Raw genomic sequence first — 18,589 nt, 5'->3', positions numbered from 1 at the left:
GTTATGTGGATTAAGAGATTTGCCATAATTTCGTTGTTGTTGCTTACCGCATGTTCAACAACAGATACGTCGTCGGACTTCAATTCGGAACTTTACTCGGGTAAACCCGTAGAGTCCCTCACCAATGATGAACCACCAAAAACAGAGGAAGAAGCGATTTCTCGAGGCGATATCGCTTTGAGTAACAAGAATGCCGACTTGGCGTTATATGAATACATCCGCTCCCTTTCTTTTCCAAACGCAAAGCACAAAGATAAAACACTCTACACCGTTGGTCGAATCCACCTTGCTCGCGACAACCAAGAGTTGGCAGATAAATCGTTTAGAGCATCATTAGCAGAGAATCCAGATAACATCGGTTCACTAGAAGAGCTTGGAACGCTCTACACCAAACGTGGAGACAGAGAGGCTGGGCGTAGTTACTACTTACGCGCACTGAATGCCGATCAAACTCGTCTCGGAGGGGATCCCAACATCACGAAAGATAATGTCTCTAAAGAAAACATTGCGACTTATCGCTACGATGAGAACTCGCCTGTCGCTGCGTATTCCGGTTTAGGCGTGCTGTACGATATTCGAGGTGATCACGAACTTGCACAAACACTTTTCAGAAAAGCGCTAGATATAGAGTCGAGAAACGTGAATGCACTAGTGAGTCTGGGTTATTCCTACTACATGGAAAAACAATACTCGAAGGCAACGCACTTCACTCAAGCCGCATTGGGTTTGCAGCCTAGCAATGAAAGAGCGATTAACAACTTAGGTTTGATTGCGCTTGCAAAAGATCAACCTCGCCAAGCTCTCAATATTTTTACTCGTCATATGACGGAACCAGAAGCATTAAACAACGTGGGTTACTTCCTGATCTTGCAAGGAAAACCAGATGAGGCCATTCCTTACTTGCAACAGGCTATCGATAAAAATCCGGCTTACTATGAACTTGCTAATAAGAACCTAGAGCGTGCACTGTCTATGGTGAGAGAGCAGAAAGACACCTCAACTGCTTTTCTTCAATAAACATCTCTCTACTACGGTCATAATAATGAAAGCCACTCTTGTTGATAAGAGTGGCTTTTTTACATCGCTATCTTAATTGAACCACTGAGGAAAACGGGCAATAAACCTACCCACGAGTTTCCACAATAAGATGGTCAATATAATCGAAACATAACCATCCACAGCGTAATGCCATGCAAGATGTACTGAGCCGATTTGAATGAGCGCGGCAAATGCGTACGCAAGATAGCCGGCGGTTTTATTTAACCGGTAAAGGCTTAAAGCAACCAAAATCGCGATAGAGACATGCATACTTGGTAGCGCTGAAATCCCAGCACCTAGACCATTCTGTTGATTCTCATAGGCTTGCCACAAGTAGTTTTGCGTATTCAATGCCCATAATGATAGCCCTCCGTAGCCTTCTAAATACTGGCTTTGTGCGTTGAGCGTATCCATAAGAGGGACAAATTGCTGATCTCCGGTTAACAACTCTAGGTAGCACGGCCCAACCGAAGAAAAGAGGGTCGCCGTGACACTTCCTAACAGCATCCAAGTCAGTAAAAACGTAATCAAAAACTGCAATCTTAAGACTGGTTGGCGCTTGTATATGAGAAAGAAAAACAGCACGCCCCACATGATAAAGAACCACAAGTTGTAGGCGGTGTTGAGTAGCAGTGAAGCCCAAGGTGATGAAAAGACATAGTGGGTAATTAACCATGGGTCCAAGCCTAGGTGCAGCACTTTATCCAGTTCTGCTAGCGCATGGTCGAATTCATAGGGGTTGATGACAGGAATGATGAACTTAAGGAAGGTGTAGTTTGCGAACACCACGCCAAGCGTGAGGAACAATAGGATGACAGCAACAGTTTGGTGGAGAGGAAGAAGTATCGACTTCAACTTCAATAGAAAGCGCTTCGTTGGTCGTTTTTCTTTCTTATAAAGCAAATACAGGTAGTAATAAGTACACCAAATAAGAAAAGCAGAATAAGTCGCAAGGTATAGAGTGTGGAAATAGGTGTTAACGGAATACTGAAACGGAAACGAATAGTACAGTGTTAGGGCATAAATAGCCGAGGTTGTGAGTAAGCAATACAGGTAGAGAAATCGGTCTTTTATGATCTCGATTTTGAGTAATACACACCACTGATAGACTTTATCGAGAGCTTCTCTGTGAAGTTTGTCGTTACTTTCTTGTGTCATAGGCCGCACCTCGGGTGAGTGGCTTTTTTTGTTATTTAATTTCTCGATTTCTTACTTGGCGCTCTCACAAGGAAACGCTGAAGGGTAACGGTGAATAAGGTAACCGACGCCTTTCCAGATCAGAATGGTTAAGACGGTCGCGAAATACCCATCAATCGCGTAATGCCATGCTAAATGAACCGAACCGATTTGAATGATTAGTGCAAAAAAGTATGCAACGTAACCGGCGATTTTGTTCAGGTGGTAAATGCTCAGTGCGATTAGTACGGCGATGGATACGTGCATACTTGGCATCGCAGAAATCCCGGAACCAATACTATTGGCTTGCTCAATATAGTCATGCCACAGGTGTTCTTGTGTCGCGATCGCCCACAGTTGTCCAATTTCTATGTCTAGCAAGTACTGGTTTTGTGCTCTCAATGTCTCCATGAGAGGAGAGAAGTATTCGTTCTCTGATAAAGGCTCGACATAACAAGGTCCAACCGAAGAAAGCAAGGTGGCAAAAAAGAACCCAATCACCATCCAAGATAGGACGAAGGAAAGCAGAAACTGCTGCCTAAGTTGGGGGCGTTTTTTGTATATCAGGAAGAAAATCAGCATCCCCCACATCAGGAAAAACCAAGCGTTGTAAGCCATGTTTAACACAAATGAAGACCAAGCTCCGGGAAACAGAGAGTGGGTGATAACCCAAGGGTCGACGCCAAAATGCAATGCGCGGTCGAGATTGATAAAGGCTTCATCGAGACTAAATGGGTGCAGAACAGGGATCAGCGATTTCAAAAAGGTGTGGTTTGAAAACACCAGGGTCAACATCAAGACCAACGTCGCGACTGCAATCGTGCGATTTAGCGGAAAAAAAATCTGTGCCAGCTTTCGAAGAAACTGTTTAGTGGGAGACTTCTCTTTTTGAACAATAAGGTAGAAGTAATAATATGTACACCACATTAAAAAGGTAATGTAGCACGCGGTGCCAATCGTTTCTAAATAGGTCGTCAGTGAATAGCGAATGGGGGATTGAAAGTAGAGGGAAAGCGAATAGATAACAACAGTCGTGACTGCACAGTATAAATAAAGAACCTTGTCTTTGAGTAAGTGTACCTTTAACTCACCAAACCAAAGCGACACTTTTTGCTGCCAGTTAAGTGGCAATTCGAAATTATTATCTTGCGCCATAGATGATCCATCACCCTGATTTTCCCCACCTTATATAAGCGTAGTTGAGAAAACGGGCACTCGTGTTGAAGTGCCCATTGTTCATGGTTGGATGATCTATTTGCTGTGCTAATGAGGCGTTAGCGAAATAACTTACATCATGCCAGTCACAATGCCTGCCGCGACAAAGAACACAATCATCCAAAGCACCGACAAGTTAAGTTTCTTATGTAAGTAGAAGCCAGCAATCACAAGAGCGATGTCAATTGGGGCAACCACAGCGCTGCTGAATACCGGTTGGTAAAGTGCAGCTAGTAGCAAACCAACGACCGATGCGTTTACGCCGTTGATTGCACCTGACACTGCAGGTTTACCAGCCAGCGCTTGCCAGTTCTTTAGCACGCCAAGTAGCAATAAGAAGCCTGGTAAGAACACACCTAATGTTGCAACTAGCGCGCCTAGGATAGGTGCATCAGACAGCTCGTAACCAATGTAAGTTGCGAAGGTAAACATCGGTCCCGGTACTGCTTGCGCTGCGGCGTAGCCCGTTAGGAACGCGTCTTGGCTGAGTTGATCGCCAACGATGTTTTGCAATAGAGGAAGTACCACGTGACCGCCACCGAACACTAAGCTACCCGCTTGGAAGAAGTCGCTAAATAGCCCAAGCATCGGCAGGGTATGAGCCACAAACGGCAAACCAACTAGAAGTACTGCGAACAGCGCCAATGGTGCAATGGTTGGCTTAAAAGGTTCGGCAGGGGCTGCGGATTCTTTCTTGAGATATTGAGTGCCAATCAAGCCCGCTACTACAAGCACCAGCATTTGAGTTGCGATGCTCGGTGCAACTAATAACGCAATCGCGGTTGCCACACACAAGCCTGCTGTTAGTTTGCTTTGACAGAAGTTTTTGTACATTCCCCAAGTCGCATCCGCCACCACAACGACCGCCAGCAACTTCAAGCCATGAACGATGTTTTGGAACAGCGCCGTATCGGTGATCTGGCTGCTTACCATTGCAAGCGCCAACATGATGATCACGGAAGGCAGCGTGAAGCCAAGAAACGCCATGCATGCGCCGCCTAAGCCTCCGCGTTTGTAACCCAGAGCAAAGCCAACTTGGCTAGAACCAGGGCCCGGTAAGAATTGGCTCAAAGCCACGATCTGTGCGTATTCGCTGTCATCAATCCATTTGAGCTTTTCAACGAACGTTTGGCGGAAGTAACCGATGTGCGCCGCAGGGCCACCGAAACTGATCCAACCAAGCCAAAAAAAGGTTTTAAAAATGGTAAACATGTTGAGCCTGTTAAATCTCCAATAAAACTGCATCTACTGTAAGAAATGTACTAAGATGACTCAAATTAATAGTTTTAATTTCATCTATGAATGAAATGGGATGAGGTTTGTTCTGTGAAAGATGACATCCAGTGGCGCAATATCGATTTAAATCTGTTGGTGACCTTTTCTTACCTATACCGCTATCGCAGTGTGAGTTTGGCGGCGGAGAAAAGCTTTGTCAGTCAGTCTGCCATGAGCCACAGCTTGTCGCGTTTGCGCGTGTTGTTTGATGACCCATTGTTTGAGCGTAAAGGCCATAAGATGGACCCAACCGAGCACGCGCATCATATTGCGCCGACGGTGCGTCATTTATTGGACTCGATTGCCAAAGACTTACTGACGAAGTCCGATTTCTTGCCAGAAAACTACGCCGGGGTGTGCCGCATTGGTTTAACCGATTACGCCGAATTTATCTTCGCCCCACTGCTTTATGATGAAATCCGTAAGCGTGCGCCAGAAGCCCAAATCAGTTTTATCAACGTCAACCGCAGCAATTACGTGGCGATCACGGAACACGATAAATTAGATGTCATCATCGGTAGTATGTCTGTACTCGACGATAACTTTGAGAGCCAGTACCTCTACACAGAAAAGCACGTAGTTCTGTGTGATAAGCGAGTGTTGAAAGGTGAAACACAATTGTCGATTCACGCTTTTGCCAATATTGAACAAGCCCTCGTAAGCCCTGATGGCAGCTTGAGTACACAAGTAGACAAAAAGCTTGCGGAACATGGTTTGAGCCGAAAAGTCACCGTTGCTTCACGTAACTTCTTGACGATTCGAAACTTGCTTAAACAGCGAAAGTTGGTTGCGATTGTGCCGGAGAAAATGGCGCAAGCGGAAGGGTTCTCGGACGACTTGGTGAGTGTCCAACCGCCAATTGCGGTAGCGGATTTTGATATCGCCATGTTGTGGCATACAAGCCGCAATAACGAGGATAAAGGGATTTGGCTGCGTCAGCTGGTGGCAGAATTGATTACAGGGAGCAACGCAGGCTCCCTGTAATTGACTAGTGATTTCTACTCAGTGAAGAAGTCGTTGTACAGCATGTAAAGGTGCGCCGCACTCCATGAGAAGTTTGGTGCGCCTTGTTGATCGCCCGTTAGTGGGTTGTAGTTCTCACGAATCGGGCCATCTTGCACAAGGCCGTCCGCATGTTGGAAGAAGGCCGTTGCCATCTCAATGGCGTCATCACGATAGCCGTATCTGTCCATGCCTTTTAAACCGAAGTAGAACTGATCGACCCATACGCGTCCACGCCAGTAAATATCAGGGCCGAAGGCTGGGTTCGATAGCGCAGCCGTACCCAGTGGCACATACGTGTTGAACTCGTTGCTGTCTTTCATCACTTTCACGACGGAATCGGCATGAGCTTGAGTCGCCGCACCATTAAACAGTGGCGACCAACCCTCTGGTCCCATGCCGCGCTCGACAATCGGCTTGCCCGCACAGCCATTTGCTAGTGGTTTGTCTTCGATGCGAATGTCGTAGAAGAAGCCCGTTGACTCATCGAACATACAAGTGTTGATGTAGTTCGCCAGGTGTTTTGCTTTCGCTCGGAAGTCTTTTGCCTCGCCTTCTTTGCCTAACATGTCCGCCATTTCGGCCAGATATTGGTTATCGCTGTACATGTAGCTCGCTTGGTCGACGGATTCTTGTAGCAACGAGTAACCCAGTAAGGTGCCGTCTTCAGCGCGGTTCTGCGCAAATTCCACATCCCAATCGCTGCGCTTACCGCCTTTGGCAACGTAAGCATCCAGCTGTTCTTTATCGATAAAGCCAAATACCGCTGCGTCATCGCGGCCAGACTCCCAAGAAGCGGCAGTTTGTGCTGGGCTCTCGATGTAATCGTAATTACCCTCTGCCATCACTTTTGCCAGCGCTTTCTTACCCACCACTGTTTCATGCTCTTCGCCGCGAACCACCGTAAAGTACATTTCACCTTCTGGCGTGTTGTGCGCTTTGTCTACCGCAGCGCCGTATTCAGGAACGCCGTTGCCGTTGTTATCGCGGTTACGCAGCCACCAGTTGTGGTACGCCACAAGCTTCGGATACATTTCTTCGATCCATGCCTTATCGCCGGTGGTTTTGTACACTTCCATGACCGCCCATGCAGCAAGACTTGGTTTGGTATTACGTTCGTTCCAGTTGCCACCGTCGCCGCCACGCTCTGGACTTAAGTTGTAAGCCAATAGATCCGGCACATAACCCTCATCCCAAGGGCGAACAGGATCGTCTGCTTGAATTTGATAAGCAAACATCGCACGAATGTTGTCTTTCGCGACATCTGGATTGAAGTGCGCCATCGCATAAGCTTGCTTCCATGTGTCCCAAGGCCAAGTTTGGTTACCAGAGAACCAACGAGCTGTCACGGACGGGGTTACCGAATCAAACTTCATCGCGCCTGCGACACCGCGCCAGTTGCCGTTCAAGGTCTCCATCGATTTCACCGCCACGCGTTCTTGCTCTGGGGTCGCGTGTGGGTTGGTTAAACCTTTAGTTAGATAGTCTTCCCAACGCTGCTCAGAAGCCGAGAGGTAAGCTTCTGGGTTTGCCAAAATGTCTTGAATCTTCGCTTGTTCAGCTTGGTTTTCTTTTGCGGTTAGGACATGAGAGTAGGTGGTGTAAATCGTGGTTGAACCGTCGATTTTCGCCGTCGAAGTAAACTGATGACCATCTACTTGAGTGTCCATATCGATGGACTTATGGATTTGGTATTCGGACTCGCCAGAGGTCAGCAGATCCCACGTTGAACGCACTTTGCCAAATGTCACTTTTAAACCGTCATCCGTCGTGACGATAGTGCGGTTGTAATTTGGGTACTGCTCATCAATGGTTTTATCTGATTGGGATTTGCCTTCCTTCGCGTGGTATTTCTCAATCAGTTGACCGTCCCATACGAGATCAACAGGGGCGTCTGTTGTAATGCTGGTTTCCAACAGAGAAGTGCGATCAGAAGCAAAGCGCAGAGTCATCTCCACAGTGATATCATCAGAGGTTAGCTTTTGCACCAATGCACCCGGCAAGCTGTACGCTTCCATTTCGAAGGCGACTTTTTTGCCATCTTTGTACACGCTTAAGCGATCAAAATTATTGGCCATAAAGTTGATGTATTCTTCGGTCAGGAGCGCCGTGCCAGGAAAGCCACCCATACCTTCTGCATTGTCAGGCAATAGATGCCCGTGCCATGCGCCCATATCGAAAAATGGATTAAAACGCTGGTGGTCATCAAAGTCGTAATCGCGCATGTATTCTGGAGAGCCAGTACGGTCAATCACATTCTTAAACTCGCTCGCTTGTAGCGGTGCTTCAGAAGTTGTGACGGTATTACAGCCAGAGAGTGTCACCGCTGAACCAACGGCTAAAGCAATTAGGGTTTTACGTAAAGTCATGTTTGGTTCCTCGGTTTACCAGTAGAAATATTGCATTGCGAAAACTTGAGCATCGCCTGTCACGTTGTCATCCCCGACAGCAAAGCGACTATCAAATGCGGTTGCCCATGTGCCGTTGGCGTATTCCCACCACACGCCGGCGTTGATGTAAGAAGTGATTTCGTCTTCAGTGGTGTCTGATTCAAAGTTGGCGTAGTTGTAGGCCGCTGATAGATAGACGCCCGGAGCGGCTTCATACCATGCACTGGTCATAAAGCCTGATTCGCTGCCGTCTGAGACTTGGTTACCTTTATCGGTGTCGTGCCATACACGCGCGGCAACGTTTTTGTATTCCGCGCCAAGGAGGAACAGTTCACCACCGTCGTTGTTACGGACTTCTGCGCCGCCCATCAGAGTTAAGTGCTCAGCAATGTCGTATTGGATGTAACCGTTGACCATGGCGTTCTTATCGATCCATTGATCTGCGAAGCGGTCGTATTTACCAAAGTTGACCCAAGAATCATCTTCCGAGAAGTCCGACTCAGGAGCGGCTGAAATGCTGTAGCGGAATTTACCTTCAAGGTTTTGGATCTTAGCGCCCAAGAACACGTCTCGAGTATTGGAGATCACGTAGCCATATTCGACCGTCGCATCGCCCCACCATTGAACGTCATCCAGAGAAGAGTCCATACGGCCAATCATAAACTCGGTGTTGCCATCGGTGCGGTAGCCGGCATAGAAACGGTTGAAGCCACCCTCGAAGCCGCCCCAACCATGGCCTGTCGCCCAAGCATTGCCATCGTCATCGGCTTGAACTGTCCAACCTTCCATATACGCAAGGCCAAACCAGTTACCGTATTGGACAGCGAGGCCACCCTCGATGTAAGTGCCGTCTGCGTAGCGGCCTTTGTTTTCGCCTTCTAACGCGACATGGCCACCAACGCCTAATTCGCCGTAAAAGTCGAAGCTGACTTCTGCGTCGGATTGTGGAGGTTGAGTAGGGCTATGGTCAGCTTGGTTTTCAGATGCATGGACATTGACAGCGGTAAGAATCAATCCGGACAAAACAGTTTTAGTAAAATAAGTCTTCATTTTAATCACTTCTTAATTGAGTAGGATTTATCGTTTGCTGACGTGGCTGAATTTATATGGGGGTGCTCTAAAGGCTTTAGGATCAGCTCGTGTGCAAACTTGGGATCAATTTTATCGATTAAATGATATTTGATTAAATGCTCCATAGTTAAATTGTGATCGATATTTAGTAAAGTTTTACTTGTCATTTTTATGGATTGAGAGCGGTTATATAGGAAGAGGGAATGATGGTTTTTGCTATGTAATTACGCCCTAGAATGCGCTTGAAGAGTGGTGGTTTTGCAAGGGAAGCAGGACAAAAGCAAAAAGAGCATCACGAAGATGCTCTTTGAATAAGAGGGGGATTAACGCTTATTTATGATTGCGTTACTGGTTCTTGCGCCTTTTCTTGCGTTGCTTGTTGTTTGAGCGCTTGCTTCTTTTCAAAGCGAGAGATCCACCACCAAGCCAGAGCAGAGAAGACGGCAGTCATAAACACGTTGATGAAGAACGCACGTACCAAATCAACACCTGTTGGGAATGCCGATGCGGTCATGCTCACCACGAAGATGACAATCAGTACCGACACCACACTCATGCCCACTTTGCGTGAACCCATACGGAAGTCGCGCGGTGTATCGTCGTGTTTTAGACGGAACACAAAGTACGCAATCATGATGAAGATTGGCGGTAGCATCGCCGTACCTGCCGTTAGGTTGATCGCTTGGTTCATCATGTCTTGCACGGATTCTGAACCAAAGCCGTTGACGATCAGCATCACCACAACGAACGCGAATTGCCACCACGCTGCACGTACTGGTACACCGTGTTCGTTTAGCTCTGTGGTTTTCTCGCCGTACACACCTTTTGGAATTTCAGAGAAGTGAATTTTTACTGGTGCTGCAGTCCACATCATCATTGAACCAAACATCGCGATGAACAAGATGATGCCAACGAAGCGGCCAACCAATACTGTTGAAATGTCGAAGTATTGCGCCATACCGGTAAAGATTTCTACCATGCCGCCGGCGTAGGTTAAGTCTTCACGCGGAACGAACACGTTCACCAAAAGTGAGCCAATAGCGTACATCGCACCAATCAAGACGCCTGCCATGATGATCACTTTGATGAAGGCTTTTTGGCCGCCTTTTACGTCTTTCAGGTAAGCCGCTGCGGTTTCTGCACCGCCTGCTGCTTGGAAGATCCAACACATAATGCCTAGCGTCGCCCAGTTAATGGTTGGGCTCATTGCTTCTAGCGTGATTGGTTCTGCTGGCGTGTAAGTGTCGCCGCCTAATGCCATTAGCGCGCCGAGAACGTAAATGCCGAATAGTGCAAACACACCGTAAGCAACCAGCTCAGAAATTTTGCCCAACCAAGATGCGCCTTTGGTTGAAATGTGGGTCGCCGCTGCGAACAGAACAATCGAGATCACCGACGTCACCATTGGTGAGAAGGTGTACTCGTAACCAAGCATTGCGTAAGACGCGTAAGCAATCACGTTTGGTAGCAGAGACACAAACCAGAATAGGTTCACGAACCAGTAGAGGAACGAACCTAGGTAAGCGGCTTTAGAGCCAAGCGGTTGTTTAAGCCAGTCGTACATGCCTGACTCAGAGTTTTTGTTCGCCGAAACGAACTCTGCAATGATGAATACAAATGGAATGAAGTAAACGATCGTCGCGAAAAGGAAGATAGGAGCAGAGCTAAGGCCAAGCTCAATGTTGTTGTTCACGATGTTACGGACGTTAAATACCGCCGCAAATGTCATCGACAGCAAGGCGAATTTGCCAATGGTGCCGCGCATAGATTCAGACATAGAGTCCTCCAATGAATCACGTCAATTCCCTTCGTAACTCAGTGATAGTGCTATTGACCGTTTTATCATCCTTGGGCGAATACTATTCGTAATCGCGTTGGATTGTTGAGGTCTACAGCTGATCTGTGATCTGAATTACTTTGGGTTTATTTAATTATTTTGTTGTTAGGCCAGACGCGTTGTCTGGCCTTGCCTGTAAGCCGTTATTTATTTAGGAAATAGCCATCTTCGATGGTCACTTTGAGCACCACTTTTCTTACTCGGTTGTCACCGTGGAAGCGGTACGCTTTATCGTTATTAAAAATTGCAACTTGGCCTTCGCAAAGCTCACGAGTCTCACCTTGACCAGAGAGAAATTCGCGGTCAGTTTCATCTCGATATGCTTGCTCTAGGCGTAAATCGGATTTGTCGGCGAACTCCACAGTTTCGCGACCTTCTAGGTAGTAATGCACGTCGAAGTAGCGGCGGTTCCCTTCAAACAGTTCGGTTTGTTTTGTGCCGTCTTCAATCATGTAAACCAGAGAGTCACCAATCGAATACATCACGCCGTCTTTGATGTTGGCGATGTTCTCAATCGCTTCCACGCAGCGGTTCCATTTACGACCGTCGCGGTACACGACTTTGAATTGTTCTAAGTTGTCTAACACGATCATGGATTACGCCTCGTTTGCTGTTTGAGTATTAGGTTGAGTGAAGAACGCATTGTCGAAATCATGGTTTGCCATGGCTTGCGCACTGCAATCGCCTGCTTGAAGCGGCATCAGTGTTAGGCCATAGCGGAACTCGTCCATGTACACGCGGTATGAATCAAGCACTTCGCTGCCCCATGAGTTTGAGCCCAGTCCCATCACTTGATGGTCAAGGTTGAGCGTGATGTAGCCGCTCTTTTCTAGCTCAATGGTGTGTTGCGCTTCGTGCAGGTTTTGGTTGGTGTAGAACCAAGCGCTGAAGTTGATTTCTTGCTGTGGTTTCACTAATAAGCCCGTGCCATGGCGATTCGTCAGTGACGCCCAACGAACGTGTTGGCGGTTGCCGTTGTTTTGTGGGAACGGGTAGTTCTCAAACATGTCGGCTACTGTGCTGTGGTAGACATCAATCAAGTTCGCTTGGCGGCTGTCTTGGTAGTTTTCTTCAGGGCCACGGCCGTAGTAACTCACTTGGTCAAAGCTGCCGTTAATGCCCAAATCCAAGCCAATCACAGGGATTACGTGCGGGTAATCGCCATAGCGCTCACCGCTTAGTTCCACATTCAAATGACCTTGTGCGTTGATTTGGTAGCGGTAGGTACAGCGCATGCCAAAATCGAACACCGGTGGCGCAATGATGCTGGTGGTCGTGATCGAAACCGATTCATCCGTTGCTTCGACTTGTAGCGTGCGGAAGTGCTCTTGCATGATTTGTAAGTGCGCTGGGTGCCACAAACCTTCGTACTCTTGTTTGTGGTTATCAATCATTGGCTTGAAGAAATTCAGTCTAGGCTCAGATTGAATCAGCTCTTCACCATTGACGCGCCAAGAGGTCAGCTTGCCGTTGACTTTAGAGAAGGTCAGAGTGAAGTTGTGGCCTTCAATCACGTGCTCTAAGCGGCTTTCTGAGGTGACTAACGCTTGTGCATTGTGGCTAACAAATTCGGCTTGGCTTGCTGTGTTCTCTTTCAGTTGGAATTGGTACACCGCGATGTCGTGGTTCGCTTCGCTGTACAAAGTGCGGCTGTCTTTACGCACGGTGAAGTTGATAAAGGCTTCACGCTCGTCCAGTTCTGGCAGATTAATTGTGATTTCACGCGCGCTGTTTGCAGCAAGTTCTTCGACCTTAAACTGCACGCTGCGCAGCATTTCACCTTCCGCTCGGACATCTGCCGTGATGGTGTAATCATCAAGGTTGGTAAACCACAATTTGTTCTCTACTGTGAAGGTGTTTGTCTTGCCTTCTACTGCTTGAATTTTCACTGGAGCGATGACTTGTTTGTACTCTTTCAAGCCCGGTCCAGGTGTTTGATCTGGGTAAATCAAACCATCCATACAGAAGTTGTAGTTATTCGGGTAATCGCCGTAATCACCGCCGTATTTGTAAAACTCTTGGCCGTTTTCATCACGTGCTAATACGCCGTGATCACACCATTCCCATACGTAGTGACCTTGAATGTGGTCGTGCGCATAGAACACATTTTGGTATTCCGTTAGACCGCCAGGGCCGTTACCCATCGCGTGTGCGTATTCACAAATGATGCGTGGTTTCTCGTGTGGGTGCTCACCAAAGTGATTCATGAGCTGCGCACGTGAGTACATAGTAGAAATCACGTCGACGACTTCTGCATCGCGGTCTTCTTCGTAATGCACCAAACGGGTGTCATCAATCGCTTTGGTTGCGTCGTACATTGCGCGGATATTGCAGCCGTAACCGGACTCGTTACCTAGTGACCACATGATGATGGAAGGGTGGTTCTTTTGGGCGTGAACGTGGCGTTCTGCGCGGTCTACAAACACACTTTCCCATGCGGCATCGTTGGTGATGCGGCTTAGATCGCCAACGTTCGCGAAGCCGTGGGTTTCTACGTCGGTTTCTGCCATTACGAACAAGCCGTAAATGTCACACAGTTCGTAGAAGCGTGGGTCATTAGGGTAGTGCGCGGTGCGAACTGAGTTGATATTGTGTTGCTTCATCAAAATCAGATCTTTCTCGATGCGCTCCATGCCAACTGCACGACCTTTTAGGTGGTCGTTATCGTGGCGGTTCACACCGTGCAGCATCACGTATTGGTTGTTGATGTAGAAAAGACCATCACGCACTTTGATATCGCGGAAGCCAACGCGCTGTGGGATCACCTCAATCACATTGCCTTGTGCATCTTTCAGTGTGATGAACAGTTGGTATAGGTATGGATTTTCCGCGGTCCAATGGGTTGGGTTCACTACATCAATGGCAAAGTTTGTTTGGCTGTTGTCTTGGATAGTCAGTGCATCACATTGGCCACTAGCAATCACTTTACCTTTGTCTTGTAGTGCGTATTCCAGTGTGTAACCAGATACAGCCTTAGTAGACAGGTTTTCTAGCTCAACTTGGCAGCTTAAGGTGGCACTTTGGTAATCGTCGGCGAAATCAGTTCGAACAGCCAGGTCTTGGACGTGAACGTGCTCTTTTCCGACAAGGTAAACATCACGGAAGATACCCGCCGTCCACCACATATCTTGGTCTTCAATGTAAGTCGAATCTGCCCATTGCATAACGCGTACAGACAATAAGTTTTCGCCTTGTTGAACGTAAGAAGAAATGTCGAACTCAGCGGTTAAGCGGCTGCCTTTGCTAAAGCCAACGTAATGACCGTTTACGTAAACTTCGAAGTAAGTTTCAACGCCATCAAATTTGATGATGGTTTGTTTGTTGTCCCATTGCTGGCCAAGCGTGAAAGTACGTTGGTATGCGCCAGTTGGGTTGTCGGTTGGGACAAACGGTACGTCGATAGGGAATGGGAAACCTTCGTCAGTGTATTGAAGGTCACCGTGGCCTTCCATTTGCCACATGTTCGGAACGGTAATGTGTCCCCAATCTTCCATTTTTTGAGAGTAAAACGCTTCAGGTACCAAAAGCGGGTTAGTGAAGTAGTTGAATGTCCATTGACCACTCAGCAGTTTAAAGCGGCTGCTCAGCTCGCGTTGGAACGTTTGTGCGTTTTTAACTGAATCGTATGAGAAGAAGTAAGCACGTGGTGCCATACGGTTCTCATGTAAGTGAAGGAAGTTTTCCCAGTTGTTCACGTTTGTTCTCCCCTCGGCTTAGTTTGGTCATTTCGGCGCGGTATCGTCAGCGTCGAATCTGCCCAAAAGAAATGCAGCCGATGTATTGTGAAAAGGCTTATAAGTTATCTGGGAAAGATATTAGTAAAAGTTTTACTAAAATAAATTGGTGAAAACGTTTAACTTTAACTCGATCACGTTTTAATACGTGATTGGTAAGCAAGATGTGATCAGCGTAAAGGAATAGCATCCCAAGCTTATTTGTTGGGTAAAATGAGTAAAAAATGACGGGAATTTAGATAAGGAAAATAAAAAAGCACTGAGGATTCAGTGCTTTATAAAACAAGAATGAAGTGAGAGAACTACTTAGTCGTGCCGCGCAGTTTGAGTTTGCTTGGTACGTGAACTTGCAATGGCAGCGCACGACCATCGCGGTATTTTTCTACCAATAAGTTTACCCCTTGTATGCCCATCATCTCTGAGTGAATGCGCACAGTAGAGAGCGGTGGGAAGGTAAAGCGAGCAGTTGGAATATCATTCACACTGATCAGTGCAATGTCTTGTGGAATGTTTAAACCGAACTCATGGATGGCACGTAAAACCCCAATCGCAATCGAGTCTGATGCGATAAAGAGTGCTGTTGGAAAGTCGCCTTTTGCCAACATCGCTTTGGCTAAGTCGTAACCCGATAGGCTAGAAAAATCGCCGCGGTAAATGTCGTTCTCTGATACAACACCTTTTAGGCTGCCGTATTCCACAAACGCGTTTTCACGAATGTCCGCCGTGTTGGGCTCGTCTTGTCCGCCAATGAAACCAATGCGCTGATAACCTTGTTCGACGAAGAAGTCGACGACTTGCTTACTGATGCGAGCAAGATCGATATCAACACTGTCGTAAACGCTGTCGCTGTCTGAGAAGTCAATATAACAAATGCTGTCTGCGAGGCGCTTAGGTAGTTTATTGATGATCGCTTTATCGGTCTTACCAACCAAAAGGATACCGGTGATCTTTTGCGTTTCGACATCAATGACGCTGTCGTAGCAGTTGGTTAATGTAATGCCCAACCTGTCGCACTGGGTTTCAATCCCGTGACGAATCGACAGGTAGTAGGGGTCATTCACCTCTGCTTCTTGCTTGTAGTTATACAAAGCTAAAAAGTGGTGTTTTTGTTTCGCCTCTTTGGTGGCTTTTTTCGAACTGCTGGTGCGGTATTCCAGCTTTTCAGCAATCTCTAAGATGCGGTGTTTGGTTTCTTCTTTTACGCTCAGAGTCGGATCGTCATTCAACACGCGTGAGACGGTTGCAAGTGAGACGCCCGCTTCTGTAGCGATATCTTTTAGTGTTGCCATGTTCACTTCCCGTTGGCAAAGCTCACTGTCCCAGTGAGATAAGCAATAATCCCATCATTGTAAACAGCTACTTATGGATGCACAAATTTTTAGTAAAACTGTGCGAGGAGTGAAATGAAGAGATCACCGCGAGAAGCGGAACTTTTAAGCAAACAAAAGCCCGAACGGCTAGGACAATCCGTTCGGGCTTTGTTATTTATCATTACCACTTAACACGAGTGGTAGGGCGATAAGGTTAAACCTAAGACTTTTTACCTTTGGTTTTATCTGGATCGACAAGCAAGTGATCAAACACATGGCGAATGAATGGTGCCCCGACTTTTGAACCACCGTTACCGTGCTCAATCACAACGGTCGCTACGTATTTCGGATGGTCGTACGGTGCGAACGCAGTGAACAACGCATGGTCAAGCAGGTGGTTTGCGAGCTTTTTCGAGTTGTAGACTTCGTCTTTACGCAAGCCAAATACCTGCGCCGTCCCCGATTTACCACCGCTGCTGTACTCTGCGCCTTTAAATGCACGGCGACCAGAACCATGTGCGCCATTGTTTACCAAGCGCATCGCGTTGATTGGAATGTCCCAGTATTTATCAGGCACACCTTCAATTGGCGGCAGATCTTTCGGTGCAACGTCGACTTGGTTTTCAAACTCTTCACCATGTTCAATCACAGCTTTAAGTAGGTGAGGTGCTTTCATTTCACCATGGTTGATAAGGAACGAGGTCGCTTTGGCGATCTGCATTGGCGTCGCTGTCCAATAGCCTTGGCCAATACCGATAGGCACAGTATCACCCTGATACCAAGGCGTGCGGTGGCGTGCGACTTTCCACTCACGGGTCGGCATGTTCGCACTGCTCTCCTCATAAATATCGATGCCGGTTGGCAAGCCAAAGCCGAACTTGTTCATCCATTTCGAGATGCGGTCGATGCCAAGGTCAAAGGCGGTTTGGTAGAAGAAGGAGTCCACGGATTCTTCAATCGCTTTCGTGACATCAACATTACCGTGCCCCCAACGTTTCCAATCTCGCCATGCTTTTGAATTGGGTTTCGAGCCAGGAATACGCCAAGAACCGTGATCGTTACGCACCGTCGTTGGCGTAATCACATGTTCCTCAAGCCCCGCCACTGCCATAAATGGTTTCACGGTGGATGCCGGAGGGTAAACACCAAGCGTCGTGCGGTTTACCAAGGGGTGAGCAGGATCGTTCAATAGTGATCGGTACGCTTTGCTGGAAATGCCGTTCACAAATGGGTTGGGGTCATAACTTGGGCTAGATGCCATCGCGAGTACGCTGTTGTCTCGTGGGTCGAGCACCACAGCACTACCTTGGCGATGGTCGAGCTCTTTGTAGACGTATTCTTGTAACTCGATATCAAGGTTTAGCACGATGTCTTTACCCGGAATCGGCGGTACGTATTTGATGGTGCGAATGACACGGCCGCGGCTGTTTACTTCGACTTCTTCGTAGCCCTTGGTGCCATGGAGAAGGTCTTCGTAGTAGCGCTCAACGCCCAACTTGCCGATGTTTTGCGTTGCTTGATAGTTCTGCGCTTTGCCTTCTTCATCAAGGCGACGTAAATCTCGATCATTGATGTGCGAAACGTAACCTAGTACGTGCGTCAGTTTTTCACCGTAAGGATAAAAACGCTTGAGGTCGGCAGTGACAAACACGCCATTGAATTCATGCTGATGAACAGAAAAGCGCGCGACTTGTTCGTCATTCAGCTCATTCATGATGGTGACAGAACGAAAGCGGCGAGTGTGCTTATAACGTTTTTTAAAAGCGTCGACTTGCTCTGGAGTGATGTCGACGTAATGACGCAACTTTTCAATTAGCGCATCCGGATCGCCTGCTTGCTCTGGGATCATGTCAAGGTTGTAAACCGGGCGGTTCTCCGCCAGCAGTACGCCATTTCGGTCGTAGATCAAGCCGCGTGTTGGCGCGATAGGCAGGATTTTGATTCGGTTGTCGTTAGAGCGAGTCTGATAATCTTTAAAGTGGTAAACCTGCAAGTTGTACAGGTTCGCGACCAATCCACCCAGCAAAATAACCATGCCGAGGAAGGCAACGATGGCACGGTTCTTAAACAACCGCACTTCTTGGTTGTGGTCTCGAAATTCGTTTCGCTTGCGTAGCATGAGGGCCCTTCAGATCTGTTTTTATTCTTTGCATGCCCCGATAAAAGGAAAAGACGCGATTCGAGTCTTGTTACAAAAGGTTACATTTGGGGCGGGGCTACTGTAGCGGGCTTTATCTCTCGTTTTGTAAGAGCAATGTCAGGTATCGATTGCGGAAAATCATCTTTCTGGTTTGCGTGAATCACCGTGTTTTCCTTACATTGTGTAAACGTTTATACATGTAAGTGTTATAAATCTTTCTAATTTTTCTGGTTTAACACAACTTTCTTTATTTTTATTGATTTTAAATCGTGATGCAATTTTGTGGAAACGTTTACACTATTTTGAGTTTGATCACGGATCTGGATCGGTTTTGATTGGTAGACTTTTAGCCAGTTAAGAGATGAGCTAATTTGCTTGGTGATCAGGCTCAACCAATTTCC

Annotated in this window: 12 protein-coding genes; 2 read left to right on the top strand and 10 right to left on the bottom strand. The window is 47.3% G+C overall.

The window, feature by feature from the left end; genetic code table 11:
• The first annotated feature begins 3 nt into the window (after nt 1–3).
• Nucleotides 4–1,017, top strand: coding sequence for a tetratricopeptide repeat protein (locus tag QTO06_RS09120; RefSeq protein WP_005436549.1), 1,014 nt, complete (start codon nt 4–6; stop codon nt 1,015–1,017).
• Between the two features lie 72 nt (nt 1,018–1,089).
• On the opposite strand, the gene QTO06_RS09115 is transcribed toward QTO06_RS09120, so the two are convergent.
• The 3 genes from QTO06_RS09115 to chrA form a co-directional block, all read right to left on the bottom strand.
• Complete coding sequence (locus QTO06_RS09115) at nt 1,090–2,196, bottom strand: phosphatase PAP2 family protein (RefSeq protein WP_331407536.1); 1,107 nt, start codon at nt 2,194–2,196, stop codon at nt 1,090–1,092.
• 51 nt (nt 2,197–2,247) lie between these two features.
• Nucleotides 2,248–3,369, bottom strand: a complete 1,122-nt coding sequence (locus QTO06_RS09110; protein ID WP_331407535.1) for a phosphatase PAP2 family protein — start codon at nt 3,367–3,369, stop codon at nt 2,248–2,250.
• Between the two features lie 132 nt (nt 3,370–3,501).
• Entirely contained in the window at nt 3,502–4,641 is a 1,140-nt protein-coding gene (gene chrA / locus QTO06_RS09105) for a chromate efflux transporter (RefSeq protein ID WP_045480392.1), read from the bottom strand.
• Nucleotides 4,642–4,755: 114 nt separating this feature from the next.
• Here chrA and QTO06_RS09100 point away from each other — a divergent pair, with 114 nt between their 5' ends.
• On the top strand, nt 4,756–5,688 hold the full coding sequence (locus tag QTO06_RS09100) for a LysR family transcriptional regulator (RefSeq protein WP_443088831.1): 933 nt from the start codon (nt 4,756–4,758) through the stop codon (nt 5,686–5,688).
• Between the two features lie 14 nt (nt 5,689–5,702).
• Here QTO06_RS09100 and ygjK read toward each other — a convergent pair whose 3' ends face one another.
• From ygjK to mrdA, 7 genes are all read right to left on the bottom strand, one after another.
• The gene (gene ygjK, locus QTO06_RS09095) at nt 5,703–8,075 is read right to left on the bottom strand and encodes an alpha-glucosidase (protein ID WP_331407532.1); all 2,373 of its coding nucleotides are present in this window, start codon (nt 8,073–8,075) and stop codon (nt 5,703–5,705) included.
• A 15-nt stretch (nt 8,076–8,090) separates the two neighbouring features.
• On the bottom strand, nt 8,091–9,146 hold the full coding sequence (gene ygjJ / locus QTO06_RS09090) for a protein YgjJ (RefSeq protein ID WP_331407530.1): 1,056 nt from the start codon (nt 9,144–9,146) through the stop codon (nt 8,091–8,093).
• 355 nt (nt 9,147–9,501) lie between these two features.
• Entirely contained in the window at nt 9,502–10,944 is a 1,443-nt protein-coding gene (locus tag QTO06_RS09085; protein WP_331407529.1) for an amino acid permease, read from the bottom strand.
• 203 nt (nt 10,945–11,147) lie between these two features.
• The gene (locus QTO06_RS09080; protein WP_331407527.1) at nt 11,148–11,597 is read right to left on the bottom strand and encodes a beta-galactosidase subunit beta; all 450 of its coding nucleotides are present in this window, start codon (nt 11,595–11,597) and stop codon (nt 11,148–11,150) included.
• 3 nt (nt 11,598–11,600) lie between these two features.
• Nucleotides 11,601–14,699, bottom strand: coding sequence for a beta-galactosidase subunit alpha (gene ebgA, locus QTO06_RS09075; RefSeq protein ID WP_331407525.1), 3,099 nt, complete (start codon nt 14,697–14,699; stop codon nt 11,601–11,603).
• Nucleotides 14,700–15,040: 341 nt separating this feature from the next.
• On the bottom strand, nt 15,041–16,027 hold the full coding sequence (gene ebgR / locus QTO06_RS09070; RefSeq protein ID WP_005427451.1) for a transcriptional regulator EbgR: 987 nt from the start codon (nt 16,025–16,027) through the stop codon (nt 15,041–15,043).
• A 241-nt stretch (nt 16,028–16,268) separates the two neighbouring features.
• Entirely contained in the window at nt 16,269–18,167 is a 1,899-nt protein-coding gene (gene mrdA / locus QTO06_RS09065) for a penicillin-binding protein 2 (RefSeq protein WP_331407523.1), read from the bottom strand.
• Between the last annotated feature and the right edge of the window lie 422 nt (nt 18,168–18,589).

The organism is Vibrio sp. M260121 (genome assembly GCF_036533715.1).
Lineage (GTDB): Bacteria > Pseudomonadota > Gammaproteobacteria > Enterobacterales > Vibrionaceae > Vibrio.
This window is presented reverse-complemented; position numbering and strand designations above follow the sequence as displayed.